Source organism: Lysinibacillus fusiformis, assembly GCF_002845985.1.
GTDB classification, from domain to species: domain Bacteria; phylum Bacillota; class Bacilli; order Bacillales_A; family Planococcaceae; genus Lysinibacillus; species Lysinibacillus fusiformis_D.
Window position 1 is genome coordinate 31,155 of the sequence record NZ_PDFK01000008.1, and the last position, 16,605, is coordinate 47,759.

10 protein-coding genes are annotated in these 16,605 nt (G+C 37.8%); 7 read left to right on the forward strand and 3 right to left on the reverse strand.

All coding sequences use genetic code 11. The features are described from left to right. Nucleotides 1-45 precede the first annotated feature (45 nt). Nucleotides 46-1,224 carry an alanyl-tRNA editing protein gene (locus CRI88_RS19095; protein ID WP_101966948.1) on the forward strand — a complete coding sequence of 393 codons (1,179 nt, stop codon included), beginning with the start codon at nucleotides 46-48 and terminating at the stop codon, nucleotides 1,222-1,224. 46 nt (nucleotides 1,225-1,270) lie between these two features. Here CRI88_RS19095 and CRI88_RS19100 read toward each other — a convergent pair whose 3' ends face one another. Then, complete coding sequence (locus CRI88_RS19100) at nucleotides 1,271-3,268, reverse strand: methyl-accepting chemotaxis protein (RefSeq protein WP_036125779.1); 1,998 nt, start codon at nucleotides 3,266-3,268, stop codon at nucleotides 1,271-1,273. 328 nt (nucleotides 3,269-3,596) lie between these two features. On the opposite strand from CRI88_RS19100, the gene CRI88_RS19105 reads away from it, so the two are divergent. Genes CRI88_RS19105 through tatC form a run of 4 tightly spaced genes read left to right on the forward strand, consistent with a single transcriptional unit; the run spans nucleotide 3,597 to nucleotide 7,159 of the window. After that, nucleotides 3,597-4,343, forward strand: a complete 747-nt coding sequence (locus CRI88_RS19105) for a gluconate 2-dehydrogenase subunit 3 family protein (protein ID WP_058843752.1) — start codon at nucleotides 3,597-3,599, stop codon at nucleotides 4,341-4,343. A 13-nt stretch (nucleotides 4,344-4,356) separates the two neighbouring features. Next, nucleotides 4,357-6,069 carry a GMC family oxidoreductase gene (locus tag CRI88_RS19110; RefSeq protein WP_036125775.1) on the forward strand — a complete coding sequence of 571 codons (1,713 nt, stop codon included), beginning with the start codon at nucleotides 4,357-4,359 and terminating at the stop codon, nucleotides 6,067-6,069. A 29-nt stretch (nucleotides 6,070-6,098) separates the two neighbouring features. Further along, nucleotides 6,099-6,302: a twin-arginine translocase TatA/TatE family subunit gene (gene tatA, locus CRI88_RS19115; protein WP_058843754.1), complete on the forward strand. Its 204-nt coding sequence runs from the start codon at nucleotides 6,099-6,101 to the stop codon at nucleotides 6,300-6,302. 11 nt (nucleotides 6,303-6,313) lie between these two features. Beyond that, complete coding sequence (tatC, locus tag CRI88_RS19120) at nucleotides 6,314-7,159, forward strand: twin-arginine translocase subunit TatC (RefSeq protein ID WP_058843755.1); 846 nt, start codon at nucleotides 6,314-6,316, stop codon at nucleotides 7,157-7,159. Between the two features lie 15 nt (nucleotides 7,160-7,174). Here tatC and CRI88_RS19125 read toward each other — a convergent pair whose 3' ends face one another. Further along, nucleotides 7,175-7,990, reverse strand: coding sequence for a metallophosphoesterase (locus tag CRI88_RS19125; RefSeq protein WP_058843756.1), 816 nt, complete (start codon nucleotides 7,988-7,990; stop codon nucleotides 7,175-7,177). A 249-nt stretch (nucleotides 7,991-8,239) separates the two neighbouring features. Here CRI88_RS19125 and CRI88_RS19130 point away from each other — a divergent pair, with 249 nt between their 5' ends. Beyond that, nucleotides 8,240-11,266 (forward strand): ATP-binding protein, encoded by a 3,027-nt coding sequence (locus CRI88_RS19130; protein WP_058843757.1) that lies wholly within the window; start codon nucleotides 8,240-8,242, stop codon nucleotides 11,264-11,266. A gap of 4 nt (nucleotides 11,267-11,270) precedes the next feature. Continuing rightward, nucleotides 11,271-11,966 (forward strand): response regulator transcription factor, encoded by a 696-nt coding sequence (locus CRI88_RS19135; RefSeq protein WP_058843758.1) that lies wholly within the window; start codon nucleotides 11,271-11,273, stop codon nucleotides 11,964-11,966. A gap of 45 nt (nucleotides 11,967-12,011) precedes the next feature. Here CRI88_RS19135 and CRI88_RS19140 read toward each other — a convergent pair whose 3' ends face one another. Then, a complete protein-coding gene (locus CRI88_RS19140) occupies nucleotides 12,012-16,598 on the reverse strand; it encodes a cadherin domain-containing protein (protein ID WP_082673702.1) in 4,587 nt (1,528 codons plus the stop codon). Nucleotides 16,599-16,605 lie beyond the last annotated feature (7 nt).

Below are 16,605 nucleotides of genomic sequence, written 5' to 3' on the forward strand. Positions count from 1 at the left end.
ATTGTTTTAGAATTAAGAATCCCTACATAAAAAGGAGGCTTTTTCATGAAAGAGCTATTATATTATCAAGACGTTATGTTACACGAGTTTAATGCTAATTTTGTAAGCAAAGGAATGGATGAAGCTGGTCGTCATTATGTTGTCCTATCCAATACCGCATTCTATCCAACTGGTGGCGGACAGCCTCACGATACAGGCACTTTGAATAATGTAGATGTCATAGATGTTGAAAAAGTGGATGATGAAATTCGTCACTATATTCAAGGAGATCCATCAACTTTAGACGGTGTAGTACGTGGCAAAATCAATTGGTCAAGACGATTCGATCATATGCAGCAGCATGCTGGACAACATATTTTAACAGCGGCATTTATAGAGCTTTTTAATGCACAGACTGTAAGCTTTCACCTAGGTAGTGAGCAGGTCACAATTGATATTGCTATAGATACGCTGACTGAACAGCAGCTTGCAGCGGCGGAAGCAAGAGCCAATGACATCATTTTAGAAAATCGTCCAATTCAAACAACATGGATTACAGAAAATGAGCTTGTTAACTATAATCTTCGGAAAGAAGTTGCTGTGACGGGGGACATTCGACTGGTCATTATCCCTGATTTTGATTATAACGGCTGTGGTGGCACTCATCCAACATCCACAGGGCAGGTCAGTGCTATTAAAATACTAAGCACTGAAAAAATGAAAGGCAATGTGCGCGTTTCTTTTGTCTGTGGACAACGTGTTTTAGCCGAGCTTGCCATGCGGAAAAAAGTATTAGCAGATGTTGCTCGACAATTAAGTGTTCCAGAGATTGAGGCTGCTACAGCACTTACAAAAGTTCTATCTGTCCAAAAAACTACGGAGAAAGCACTTGCTACTGCGAAAGAGGAGTTACTAACTTACGAAGCAAAGGCACTGGTGGCTAATAGTGAAGGTGTAGTAACGACTGCTTTTCATCAACGAACAATGCAGGAGCTACAAAAAATCGCTCGTCTGATTGTCTCTGACCAGTCAGATGCTATGACCTTACTAGTTTCTGAAAATGAAGGCAAACTACAATTTGTTGCAGCAAAAGGTAAAAATGTTACCAAAAGCATGAAAGATATTGCCGCGAAGGCATTACCTCTTATTAATGGTAAGGGCGGCGGAAGTGACCAAATGGTCCAAGGCGGTGGCGATTGTATGATTTCCAAAGAAGAACTACTGCTAGCTATGGAAAAAGCTTAATTCTACTATGAAAAAGGAGCCGTCATTATGAGACAGCTCCTCCTTTTTAATACTTAAATTTTTGAATGGCTCCATATAACCGTTTCGCCATTTCTGATAGTTTTTCAGTTTGACCGTTCATCGTTTCTACTGTATTCAACTGTTCTGTTGTTGCATCTGTTACCTCATGCACATAATCACTTGCTGCATGTGCGGTTGCTGCCATTTCTTCCATAGATGCTGAAACTTCCTCTGTATTTGCAGACATTTGTTCAGCTGAAGCGTTCATTTCTTCAATTTGACCTGCTATCTCACCTACCGCTCGAACCATTTCCTCAAAACGTTCACCAACTGCCTCAATAGAAGCTAATCCGCGTTCAACATGAACTTCGCCCGATTCTGCCGCCTTTACTACCTCTAATGTGTAGGATTGAACGCTTTCAATTAATACATTAATTTTGGTAGCTGACTCTGCCGTCTGCTCCGAAAGCTTGCGAACTTCATCCGCTACAACAGCAAATCCTTTACCTGCCTCTCCTGCACGAGCTGCTTCGATGGAGGCATTCAATGCTAATAAATTTGTTTGATCAGAAATATCTGTAATCATTTTAGAAATTAAACTAATTTCCTCTGACTCTCTTTCTAGCTTGTGAATAATTGTTAGCTCAGCTGTTGTCCCCTCCTGAATCTCATTCATACGGCGCATAGATTGCTGGACAGCTTCATTGCTCTCACTAATTTTCTGGGAAATAAAATCTGTATTGCAGGCAATAGCTGAGGCTACTTCGGCAACATTTTGTATACCCATAGCCATTTGTTCCATTGCAGAGGCACTTTCTTCTGCCATCACGGTTTGACTCTGTGCCCCCCTGTCTACTTCACTGATTGCACTAGCTATTTGCTTAGAATGCTTTGTCACAGCAGTGACATCTCCCATTAAATCACACGAGGCTTCATTCACTGCAGTTGCTTCCTGACTCACTTTCGCTACCATTTCTCGCATATTATCAATCATGCGATCTAATGCACGCGCCATTGTCCCCATCTCATCAATACGCTTTAAATACTTCTCAGGGATCTCCTGTGTAAAGTCACCTTCTGATAAGCCTTCACTAATACGAAGCACATGACGAAGTGGTCTACTGACCGAACGTGAAATAGCAAATGAGATGAATAGTCCTAGTATCGAAACAATGATGGTCGTGACAATAAAGTTCGTCTTAAGCTTAGAAAGTCCTGAGAACATCTCATTTTCTAATGCAATAACCCCCATTTTCCAACCATTATCAAGGGTATGGTAGCCCATTAAGTTCGTACCAGCATCCTCTGTTTCGAACGAAAAATAGCCACTTTCATTGGTAATCATTTCTTTTGCAGCTAATGCCCTGCCCGTCATAACACCTGTTTCTTCCGCTTCTTCGATTGGATTATTTTGCTCCTTCACATAGGAATGATTATTATGTCCAATAATCGTTCCTTGAGCATCCAGCATAAATGCATAGCCACTGTCTCCAACCTTAATGTCCTCGACAATATTAGATAAATAATAACCATCAATACGAGCCAATAATAGTGCTTTTTCACCTGTAGCTGTAGTAATTGGTGAAACAATTAAAATAACTGGCTCGCCGGTTACACGGCTAATCGTTATTTCAGACATGACAGACTTGCCAGTAAAACCTTCTTTTACATAATCACGATCGCCTAATTCAGCAGTTGTATCATCTAGATAATGGGCTACCCCATCAGCTTTTATAATGCCAAAACCTAAGTAGTTCTTATTATTAGCAAGGCGTTTTGACAAATATTGTTTTTGTTTTTCAAAGTCCATACTACGAACTGCCTCTTGCTCTGCGATTGCTTCTACCTCTACCAGTGTTAGTTGGAAGTGTTCTTCTATGTATTGTGAAACATCCTCTGCTCTAGATACTAAATTGGATTCCACTTGCTCATTCATTGCATTCGTACTATTGATCCAAGTAGATAGTCCAAGTGTGCCGCAAGTTACAAAAACAAGAGCAATAATTGCAATAATTAATTTACCACCAATACCTTTTATCCACATATCCCTTTTTCTCACTTCTTCCGTTTTTAGCTATATTATTCGAATATTTATGCATAACTTCAGAGTAAAGTCACAAAAAGTAGAAGTCAACAAAAGTTTTCCAATATGATTAATAAATGTATAATAATACCATTTTCACTATTTATATAGTGCTAACAATTTTCTACAAATTTTTTAATTCATAGATATAGTTTGCTATAGAAAGACAGAATACTCGCTACATTGGATGAAATTAAAACATTTTCCAATAAAAATTGATTATAATTCACAATTTTTGCTGATTATTAACAATAGGATCGGTTTAAAACATTTTGAGGGGAGGATTTCTATGAGTTCAGACAAAAACAATGTTTCTCGTCGAGACTTTTTGAAAACAACAGGTATTGCTGCTGGTACATTAGTCGGTGGTGGATTAATAGGAGGGCTAGTAGGCTACAACATCCAAGGTAAAGGGACTTCCACTCTGGAGCATGGTGGGCATGAAACGAATGAGGCTACTGGTTCGCCTAAGGCTAAGATGTTTTTTAGAAATGAAAAAGATTTTAGTATCTTATCAAAGGCTACAGAGCGTATCTTCCCAGAAGATGATTTAGGGCCCGGCGCTATAGGCTTAGATGTTCCCTATTTTATCGATCATCAACTGGCAGGAAATTATGGGAGTAACTCTAAAGAATATATGCAAGCTCCATTTGACGTAGGTGCCCCTACACAAGGCTATCAAAGTCGTTTAACACGAGCAGAAATTTTCAGGCAGGGCATTCAAAAATTAGAGGACGAAGCTCAAAAGCGTTATCAAAAGAGCTTTAATGATTTAGAAGGTAAACAGATGGATGAAATTTTAACAGCCTTTCAAAAGGGTGACATAGAAATGGTTGGGGTGACATCCGCATTCTTCTTTACACTGCTGCGTGCGGCTACATTAGAGGGTGCCTATTCTGACCCTATGTATGGCGGAAATCGTAATATGGATGGCTGGCGCATGAAAGGCTTCCCTGGCCACCAAATGGCTTATATTACACAAATAGAAGATGCGAAATTCCAAAAAATTGAGCCTAATCCATTAGGCAATCATTAAGGGGGGTTAGAAAATGGCTAAAACATTACCTAGTGTAGACGTTGTAACAGTTGGCGTAGGTTGGACAGGCGGTATCGTTGCTGCTGAATGTGCAAAAGCCGGCTTAAAGGTGGTCGGTTTAGAGCGTGGTCAAAAGCGCGGTACCGAAGATTATTTAAATGTTCACGATGAATACCGTTATGCCATTCGATATGATTTGATGCAAAATCTATCTAAAGAAACGGTAAGCTTTCGAAATGATCGCAATATGAAGGCATTGCCAATGCGACAGCTTGGCTCCTTCCTACTTGGAGAGGGTCTTGGAGGATCAGGAACGCACTGGAATGGTATGACCTATCGATTTTTACCCTATGATTTTCAAATAAAAACATTAACAGATAAACGTTATGGACCAAACAAGCTTGGACCAGATTATCTAATACAGGATTGGGGTTTAACATACGATCAACTAGAGCCCTATTTCGATAAATTTGAAAAAACAGCAGGTATTTCAGGTGATGATAAAAATCCATTTAGCGGCAAGCGTTCAAATCCCTATCCTACACCACCTATGAAAAAAACACCTATGCTTACGCAGTTTGAGAAAGCGGCACAAAGCTTAAAGCTTACACCTTATATGGTGCCATCTGCCAACGTATCCGAGGTTTATAAAAATCCTGATGGTGAAACGATCAATGCTTGTCAATATTGTGGTTTCTGTGAACGATTTGGCTGTGAATATGGCGCAAAATCTTCTGCAGAAATTACAGTCGTCCCTACCGCTTTAAAGACAGGAAACTTTGATTTACGCTTTAATTCCAATGTTGTCGAAATTTTAAAGCAGGGCAATAAGGCTACTGGTGTAAGATATATCGATACTGTGTCGGGAGAAGAATTTATTCAGCCTGCTAATGCGGTTGTATTGACTAGCTATGTCTTTAATAATGCCAAGCTGTTAATGGTCTCAGACATCGGTGAACGATATGATCCTACTACTGGTAAAGGCACACTTGGCAGAAACTATTGCTATCAAATCTTACCCGGTGCTGCGGGGTTCTTCGATGAACAATACAATACATTTATGGGCGCAGGTTCATTAGGCATGTGTATAGACGACTTCAATGGGGATAATTTTGACCATAGTGATTTAGATTTTATTCACGGAGGAAATATTGCTCTTACACAGACAGGTACTCGACCAATCGGTTCCAATCCAACACCACCAGATACGCCTACTTGGGGACCTGAATTTAAAAAGCAGTCTATTTATTACTATACACGCTCATTCGGTATTGGTGCGCAAGGAGCATCTATGCCACATAAGCAAAACTATTTATCACTGGACCCTACCTATAAAGATGCTTATGGCTTGCCATTAATACAATTAACGTACAATTTTACTGAGCAGGATCGTGCACTTCATAAATATATTTCCGCAAGAGCAGCTGACATTATGAAAGAGATGGGTGCAAAAACAATTGTTCCTAACGCTGAAATTACCGACTACAATATCGTACCTTACCAAACAACGCATAACACAGGTGGGACAGTCATGAGTTCAACGCCAGAGCAAGGTGTCGTGAATAATTACCTACAGCATTGGGATGTTGATAATCTGTTCGCGGTAAGTGCAGGCAATTTTGCACACAATAGCGGCTACAATCCAACAGGTACATTAGGAGCACTTGCTTATCGCTGTGCAGAGGGAGTTATTAAATATAGTCAATCAGGCGGTTCTTTAGTGTAAAAAACTTAAATTTAAAGGAGGCAAGGCTTATGGGAGGTCTTGGAGCAATTGGAGTACCTGGCTTAATCATTATTTTGGTCATTGTATTAATTGTATTTGGTCCGAAGAAATTGCCAGAAATCGGCGGAGCAGTTGGCAAAACGTTTGCAGAATTTAAAAAGTCCACTAAAGGGCTTATAGATGATGAGGACGATTCCGAGAAAAAGGTCGAAAAAAAATCTGATGCTTCGTAGGAGGGGTTCCTATGGATCCATATGAAGACGGAAAAAGAAAATATTTAAGCCCCCTTGATAAACCACAAGTTGAGCTTCCATCACCCGTGGAGGCTTTAGCTGAAATACCTGTAGTAGCAATTGAAGAAGATCATGTAGCAGATGAACCTCTGATACCTGTTACCTCATTATTGGAACATCTTTCTGAGTTGCGTAAGCAAATTATAAAAGGGCTAACAATTTTCATTTTATTTTTTATTGTAGTCTTTTCGACTATAAATATTTGGTTTCCATTCATAACTCGAGGTCATTCTCTCGTTATTTTAGGGCCGCTTGAGGTTGTTAAATTTTATATGACTATTTCTACTACTTTAGCATTTGGTCTTGCAATGCCTTTTCTCGTTCATTTTCTGTGGAGCTTTGTAAAGCCTGGCTTAAAGGAAGAGGAAAGTCGATTTTTAGGTCTCTATGCACCGATTATGCTAGTTCTTTTTTTAATAGGAATAGCTTTTGGCTACTTTGTTGTCAATCCACTTAGCTATACCTTCTTAGTAAGTCTCGGAGCTACCAATTTCGATGTTATGGTATCAGCTAGTGAATATCTGCATTTTTTAATCATGACCACCGTACCGCTCGGTTTATTATTCGAGTTACCCATTGTTGCTCTCTTTTTATCAGCCATTGGTGTACTAACTGCTGAATCCATGAAAAAAATACGAGGCTGGTCTTATATCGCAATGGGCGTAGGCTCTGCTGTTATCACGCCACCCGATTTTATCAGTCAGCTACTCGTATTAATACCTATGATTATTTTGTATGAAATTAGTATCTATCTTGTGAGACGTACAGAACGTAAACAAATTGAAAGCACTGCGTAAACTTTAACGCAGTGCTTATTTTTTCTTTAATTCCATCACAATAATTTCCGGAAGATTAAAAATGCGATATGGTACTGAGCTATTTCCTAGCCCACGACTAACCACCATTTCAGTCGATCCTGCTTCGTAGACACCAGCTGTATATTTTGGAAACAGCCCCTGTCCTGGCGCAACAAGTCCACCAAGTCCAGGAATACGAACTTGCCCACCATGCGCATGTCCCGAAAATACTAAATCCATGTGATACTTTACATACGTATTAAACACCTCAGGTCGATGTGCCAGTAACAGCTTAAACATATCGTTTGGTAAATAAGCTGTTGCTATGTCTAGCATGTCTGCCGTGGATCTACCCATTAACGGATCCTCAATTCCAACAATCGCCAAGCGCTCCCCGTCGCGCTCTAGTACGGTCGATTCATTGGCCAGTATATGTACCCCTAACGATGACAGCGCCTCATAAATTTCATCAACCTTATTCGTCGCTACTTCATGGTTGCCCAGTACATAATAAACATCCGCTATTTCAACTAGTCCTTTTACTGCCTGTAGACTTTGCTTTAAATCGTAGCGATTGCTATCTATCACATCACCTGTGATAAAGATATAGTCAGGATTTGTATCCTTAACCTTTGCAATCAGTCTTTGCTGATTGTCACCAAAGAGGGCATCATGTAAATCCGATACCTGTACAATGCGTAGCCCTTCAAAGCTGGCAGGCACTTTTTCTGATTCGAACACATGCTTACTTACGACTAGCCAGTGATTGTTTACGTACAAAAAAATGACTATAAACACAACAAAGCATACACTATATAATAATTTTTTCAATCGCAATCGCTCACTTTGCGGCTACTTTGTTCAGAGAAAACTCTGACTTCCTTATTATAAGCAAAAAACAGAGTGATTGTAAGCATATGCACTATAAATAAATAAAATGCACAAAATCCATCTAAAATGGACTCGTCACAATAGGCATTCACTCACATTTTAACTATTCTTAGTTTACTTTCACATGCTATACTGTAGGTATAATTACATATTATTTCCTTTAAATATAACAAGATTGAGAGAACCATAATGAGAAAGCTAATACTTATTTCTATGGTCATTATTAGTGTAGTGATTATTGGTGTGGCGTCACAGTTACTCAAACATGAAAGAACCGACGCTCCTAAAGCTGTTGCTGGCGTAATAGACCTAAAACAATACGATTTGCACCACAATACAGTAAGTTTAGATGGAGAATGGGATTTCGTCCCCGATAAATTGTTGAATTATTCCGATTTCGATAACCATCATTCCTATTTAGTAGAAGTCCCGTCACAATGGTCAAAGTATACGCTCGATAAAGAAAATTTCACCACTTTCGGCAGTGGTACTTATCGATTAAAAATTTTAATCAATAATCCCGATGATATTTTAGGTATCAAAACAGGGAATATTCGTATGTCCAATGCCATTTATATTGATGAAAAGCGTATTGGACAAAGCGGTGTACCTGCTGAAGAGTCAATATATTTACAAAAGAATGTACCCTATGTTGCTTACTTTCAACCTAATAAAAACGAGTTAGAGCTGCTTATACATGTGGCTAATTTTGATTATGCATCAGGTGGAGGAATTATTGGTTCCATTTTCATTGGAGATCAAGAAAGTATTGGAAAATTAAGAGAAAGCTCTCTTTTTTACGATTTGATAACGATTGCTGCTTTTTTTACAATGTTTATTTATTTTGCTGGTTCTTATCTCTATGCGAGACTCGATATCGAACAGCTTTATTTTTCCTTATTTTGTTTCATGGTCGGTTTATATAGCGTCTCCCATGGTGAAAAAATTTTAATGTCGTTACTCCCTGTTACCTATGAGTTCCTGATAAGAATTCAAATTATTTCGAGTATCGGTACAGGTATCTTCATGCTGTTGTATTTTTACTATGCCCTTCAGCAATTTGCTTATGAAAAAATTGTAAAAATACTTTGTATAATTGGCGTTTTATTATTAGCTACGGTTATGCTCCCCATATCCATTAGCTCATACTTACAATTTGTGTACTCTATTTATATTTTTATGAATATCTTTTATATCCTTTATATTCAAATCATTGCTATCTTTAAACGATCAGTAGGAGCTATTTATTTATCGCTTAGTTCGATGGCTATTCTCATCTATATGGTCGTAGCTACTTTAAATCTGAATACTAATCTAGAAATCTATTCATTACCACCTTTACTTCCTTTTATTTGTTTAACGATGCTTTCTCTTTATATTTCCCATCGTTTTACTGACTCTTATTTAGAGAAAGGACGAATAACAAGTGCTTTAATGCGAGTAGATAAATTAAAAGATGAGTTTCTCGCAAAAACTTCTCATGAATTTCGTACGCCCTTACATGGTGTAATTGCTATTTCTCAGTCCATGCTAGAGCCTCAGGAAAGCACCACATTAACGATGGAACAAAAAGAAAAAATATCGCTCATCTTTAATATCACAGAAAAGTTATCACATCTTGTTAATGATATATTAGATTTTTCAAAGATAAAAGAAGGTGAACTAAAACTACGTCTTACTAATGTTGATCTATATTCTGTAACCCATGTCATCGTTGAAATATTGTCGTACATCGGCAATAAAGACGTAAAAATTTATAATTATATTGAACGAGGTAAGTTTCTATTAGCTGACGAAGATAGGCTACGTCAAATTCTTTATAATCTAATTGAAAATGCTGTTAAATACACCAAGCAAGGAAAAGTTGAAATTTCATGCTACGAAGAACATAGATTCCTTGTTATTGAAGTAAGTGACACCGGGCGGGGTATTGCGCCAGAACATTTAGAGTCAATCTTTGAACCATTTCGGCAGTTAGAGGATGCAAGTAGAGGTGCAGGTCTAGGCCTAAATGTGACAAAAGAACTTGTGCAGTTGCATGGTGGAGAAATTACTGTTCATTCAGTTGTAGGTCAAGGAACAACTTTCTACGTTAAGCTACCTATTGAAGCAATAAAGAAAGAGCAGCAAGACAAGGAACATAGGAATAAAATTATACTAACTAAAGAATATTCTCCAGTAACCTTTCCTCATTTTGCGGGAAATAAAGTAGGGAAAAAAATTCTAATTGCTGATGATGACCATATTAACCTAAAAGTATTAATCGATATTCTAGAAAAGGAAAATTACTCTATCATTGCTGTAGACGATAGCCAGCAAGTCTTTGAACAATTAACACTGCATCCAGCTATCGATTTATTAATTTTAGATATTATGATGCCTAAGTTGTCTGGCTATGAGGTTTGCCAGCAAATTAGAAAAAGCTATTCTTCTGCGGAGCTACCAATACTAATGCTTACAGCCGCCATTCGTCCCGAGGATTTGATTGCTGCTTTCCAATCCGGAGCGAATGATTTTCTACATAAACCACTAGATACGGCTGAACTAAAGACAAGAGTTCGAAATCTTATTTTGTTAAAAGAATCTGCTGAAACAGCTATTAAAATGGAGACAGCTTTTTTACAAGCACAGATTAAACCTCACTTTATTTACAATGTGTTAAATTCGATTTTATCGCTCAGTTATTTAGATTTAGATAAAGCACGGACAATGATTACCGATTTTGCAGCATTTTTAAGAAGCAGCTTCTCATTCGAAAATACTAATAGCTTAATTGCCTTAGATCAGGAACTCCAGCTTATACAGGCCTATGTCAATATTCATCGAATGAGATATCCAGAGCAGCTCGATTGGGAAATTCAGATGGAGGAACCATTCAATATATTGATTCCTCCTCTACTACTACAGCCTTTAGTTGAAAATGCTCTTTTTCACGGTTTAAAAAACAAACGAAACAATGGTCGAGTGACAATGAAAATAGCAAAAGAACAGCAAATGATAAATATCCAGATTAGAGATAATGGTATTGGCATGACACAAGAAATGTTAGACAAAATTTTATCAGAAGAACCTTCAGTTCATCAGAGCGTTGGGATTCGAAATATTGCCAAACGTATAAAAAAATATGAGAATGCCACCTTCCGTATCGATAGTGTTGTCGATGAAGGAACAACTGTACAAATAAATTTCCCACTAATCCCGGATGAAAAGAGATGAAAGAATGTTAAAATCGATTATTGTGGACGATGAAATCTTAGCAATCCACTTATTAGAGGCTATGTTAAAGGACAATGAGACAGTTGAGATTATTGGCAAGTTTACAAGTCCTCTAGAGGCTATAGACCATATTCCTAGGTTGAAGCCAGATATTCTTTTTTTAGATATTGAAATGGCTGATATGAATGGCATTGAGGTTGCCAGTAAAGTAGAAGAATTAGCGCAATCAATGGATATTATCTTTATAACTGCCTACGAGCATTATGCTATTGAGGCGTTTGCAGTTCAAGCAGTAGACTATATTTTAAAACCGATTGAAAAAATGCGTTTACTGAAAACCATTGAAAGAATCGCTTTACGAAGGAAGCAAATACAATTACTAGATAGGAAAGATGAGGATATTAGCATCATCGATAATTTTCACTTTCATGTTCATTCAAGAAGAGTCTATATTGAAGATATAGCATTAACATTATCAACAAAGGAATTTCAAATTTTATTTTTTCTAGCACAACGCCCCGCGCAAATTTTCCATCCAACTGAATTGTACAAGCTGATTTGGGCTGAGGAAAGTATTGGACAAACACAGGCATTGAAAGTGCATATTAGTAATTTACGAAAAAAGCTGGAGTTCGCCTCGGGTCATCGAGCAAAAATTGTTACTGTGAGAGGATCTGGTTATCAGTTCCTTTTTGAATAAAGTCAAAAAACACGACGATTGGAATAAACTCGTCGTGTTTTTCATTCATTTTTTTGCCGCTTCTTGAATCTCATTAAATGCCCAATGATTACTCAGAACATCTTTAAATATTGGCGTTTGAAGCTCTGTTGTTACTTGACGCTCAAACAAGTCATTTAATACTTTGACCGCTTCAGCACGTGATAAATAACCATCTGGATTAAATATATCCACCGTCATACCGTTCATAATGCCCAATCCATTGACAGCATTAATTGCTTTAACAGCCCAATGATTGACGCTCACATCTTTGAAAATCATACCTTGTGAGGTAGATTTACAAAATTCTACATTTGGACTGTCTGCGCAATGCCTTTCCATCCACCGAACTGCTACTGTCGCCATTTGTGCTCGTGTAATAAAGCCGTCTGGATGGAAGTTTGTCTCAGTAATGCCTTTAAATAAACCTGCATCCTTCGCAAATTCTATTGCATCTTTTGCATCATGTTGTATTGTATCTGTATATGTCGCCCTCGCTTGGGGAATTGCATTACCTGTTAATTGACGAGCAAACATACTTGCCATTTGTGCTCTTGTAACAGGGGCATTCGGACGGAAGGTACCATCCGGATAGCCTTGAATATAAGGTGTATGTGTAACAGCGTCAGTAGTTGGTTCCTTTACATCTTCCTTTTCTGGTACATAGAGAATAGAGAAAGTAGAGAACTTATTTACCTCAAACTGTAAGCCTGCTATTCCTTTTTGATATTCTACAACCTTCCCACGTACAACCTCTTTTGAGCCATCACTATGCTCGATAAAGATTGCCAAATGAGCTAGTTGTTCATCTGTTAAATCTGTAGGCAACGGCAATGTTAAAATAACAGGACGGTTTTGCATATTTGTTTCAATTGTCATCGGGCGACCAAGCAACTCAACAACTGCACTTTCGACCAATTGCTGAACAACGATTTCCCTTTTGGCTCGTTCTTTGATTTCTAGTTGTTTATCTAGCTCTTTTATAGGAACAAGTCGGAAATAGAGGTCATCATTAAATATTTCCAATGAAGTTTTAGGCACTTCAATTCTAACGTTATCTGTGACAATTTCAAGATGAACTGCACCAGTTTTTAGAAGTGTCACTACATTATTTGGTATGGAAACATGAACTTGATTTACTTGATCCTTCTGGTCTGGAATGATGACCCTTGCTGTATCATTTCCTTGTTCCTTTAATTTTTTAATCGTCTCTGTTGCGCTCTCTGCTGTTAATGTCACTTCATCCTTCATAGTGTTGTCTACATTTTTTGTTCGTTTTATTGTTGTTTTAGAAACTAGGTTTCCATCACCAGACTCAACATCTATTACAATTTCCTCTACTTTGGTTGAAGGTATTGCTGAACCTGGCTCAAGATTTGGTGATGGATCAGTATTGCCACCACCTGTATTATTACTAATCCATTTAGCATAGATCACTGTGTTCGCTGTAATTACATTATCAAAAGTATATGGTGTTGTGTAGGCACTACTCGTATACCAGCCACCAAATGTATAGCCAGCTTTCGTTGGCACTTGCGTCGGCTGACTTGCTTTTCCTCTATGTGCCACCACCTGATTTGAAACGACACTTCCTCCCGCTACATCAAAGCTCACAGTATAATGATTAATTGTCCATTGTGCAAAAAGTGTGACATTCTCTTTAGCCATTTTAAACGTCTCATTCGGCAAATAAGAAGTCCCTGTCCCATCCGCCTTTGTATTCCAGCCTATAAAAGAGTGCCCTATTTTAACGAGGTACCCACCATTTGCAGCTACAATAATATTGTCATTTTGACTATATGTTGCATTATCTTGGGGTGCAGTTCCACCCGTACTACCATTACCATTGTATAAAACCGTATAAGTTAAAGGTGTTATAATTTTTGCTGATGATGATACCCCTTGATCCCCATCTAAAATTAGTAATTCATCACCTTTTGGCTGAACAGTAAAAGTATAGCTTCCTATGCTATTTGTTTGGAACGCGGTAGTAAAATCAACACCTTCATTGATATTTCCAGCTAATACATTCGCTGCTGTTCCAACTGCCGTTCCTTCCTTATACAGAAGCACATCATAGCTCAACGCATTAGGAATAGTCTGCCATTTTGCAATATTTCCATCCCAGCTCAAGCCATTTGTAATGCTTGCTAGCTTAATAACCGTTTGTGTATTGGAATGGCTTGACGGAACTCCATCTAAATATACTAGCCCGTCTCCCTTGGCAGTTACGGTTACTGTATATGTCCCCACTCCAGCTGCACGCATTGCTGGTAAGAAATTATGCGTTGTTGTATCTGCTGATATGTCAACGATACTACCAATCGGAGAGCCATCTTTTAAGAGCTGCACAGCATAGCAAGATTCGCCTGTTAAATCTGTCCATGTTGCAATACCACTAGGGCTTAAAGCAACATTGTCTACTTGTTCGAGAGTAGGTAATGCTCTTATCACCGTAAGGGTATATGTTTTGGTTGCTACTCCGTTTTCAGCAGTCACAACAATGGTAATTGTGTTACTGCCTACATTTAGAGGTATTGTGTTCAATAGCCCACTTGCAATGGCGGAACCATTTACTGTAAGAGTTGCGCTACTATTTGCAGTTGTCGGCATTATACCAATATTTTCAACATTATGAGCCACGTTGATCTGATAATCCAATATACTATCTGTAAAATTTGGACTTAAACTGCCTGGTGAAATAACTAAATTACTTAAATAGGCATTATTACTAGGAGGTAAAGTGGTAAAACTCCATATATTTTTTGCTGTTATGCCAGCTACACCTTGATTGGATGTATCAACGAAAGTTCCATCATCCATCAATACATAATAAGTTGTTGCTTTTATTAAATTATTTGTTAATTGAATTGACACGTTACTGCCATTCACTGTCACATTTGTTGCAGTGGCTTCTATTGTTTCTATTAAATTATTATCTTGATCATAGATACGAAGATGTTTTCCTGCAATACCACTCACACTCTTGCTAAAATTTAGCGTTAGCATAGGATTAATAGAAGCATTTGTCATCTTGTTAACTGGTACGGTTGATACCAGTGTGGGAATCGGAACTTCATTGACATCTGTCACCGAAATAGTAAACACTTTTTCAAAAGATAAGTCGCCTTGATCTGTCACCCTAATCCGTACACTGTAGCTATTTTTTGTTTCATAATCAAATGGACTATTCGTTTGTAGTTTATCCCCAGCTATACTAAAGCCACTATTATCTGTTGACCCAGCACCACCTACTAAACTATACGTAAAAGAGGAACCTGCATCAGGATCAGTGGCACTTAATGTACCCACTTTGGTTCCTGATGGTTGATTTTCTTCTACTGATGTTGGGCTTAATGAAATATCTGTTGGAGCTTCATTGACATCTGAAATATTTATAGTGAATGCTTTTTCATATAAATTATTGGCACTATCGGATACTTGAATCCGCACACTGTAATTATTCTTTGCTTCATAATCAAATATTCCTGCTGTTTTTAGCTGATTCCCATCGACGGTAAAGCTACTGTTATCTGTAGCTCCTGTGCCAGCCACTAAACTGTAAGTAAACGTTTCTCCAACATTTGGATCAGTTGCGCTAAATGTACCAACAACCGTTCCTACTGGCTGATTTTCTGCTACTGTCAGCGAGCTCAGTACAATATCAGTTGGACGCTCATTTAATTTTGTCACCGAAATGGTGAATATTTTTTCAAAGGTTAATCCTCCATTATCCGTTACCTGAATTCGAACACTATAGCTGTTCTTTGCTTGATAATCAAATGAACTATTCGTTCGTAGTTCATTTCCTACTATGCTAAAACTACTATTATCTGTTGACCCGGATCCTCCTACTAGACTATACGTAAAAGAGGAAACTGTATCAGGGTCAGCGGCACTTAATGTCCCTACTTTGGTTCCTGATGGTTGACTTTCTATTACTGAAGTCGAACTTAATGTTATGTCGGTAGGTGCACTATTTTGCACATCACCATACGTAATCTCTAAGTATGGGCCCAATTCGGGTGCAATTGGATTTTCTGATTTTACAATTACCATATTTTTAGCGTCGCTGCTCAGTAAAAATGTAATCTGTTGTGTATCAATTGCAGAGGGATTTTTCAATAACTCTTTTACATCAATTGATACATTAATTGGCTCGCCTGACGTATCCTTCAAAACCGATACTTTTTCAGAAGGTATATCTAAATTATTTGGAAAACTACCATCGTTCCAGTTACTTGATCCAACTCTTATTACTAAATCGGAAACTGGCATATCATTAATATTATCATTATCATTTGTAACATTTAAAATAAGGTTAGCCGAAATAATGCTTTTAGTTGTATTAATATTATTAAATTTCACAGCAGCTACACGTGTTTTATTATCAGTAGTCTTTGAAACATCTAAATAAATCTCTTCGTTAATATATTTTTCGAAGTTGCCATTACTATCGTTTAGTGCATTCAACTGTGCTACTGGAAGTAACGGCGGTACTGTAGAACTAGCACTTGCAGGTTGTATTCCTAAGGTTGAGAAAACCATTGCCAAAATGGTTAAAATTATTAATATTTTATATACTGCTGTTTTTATAAAAGATACTAAATCCATTCTCACT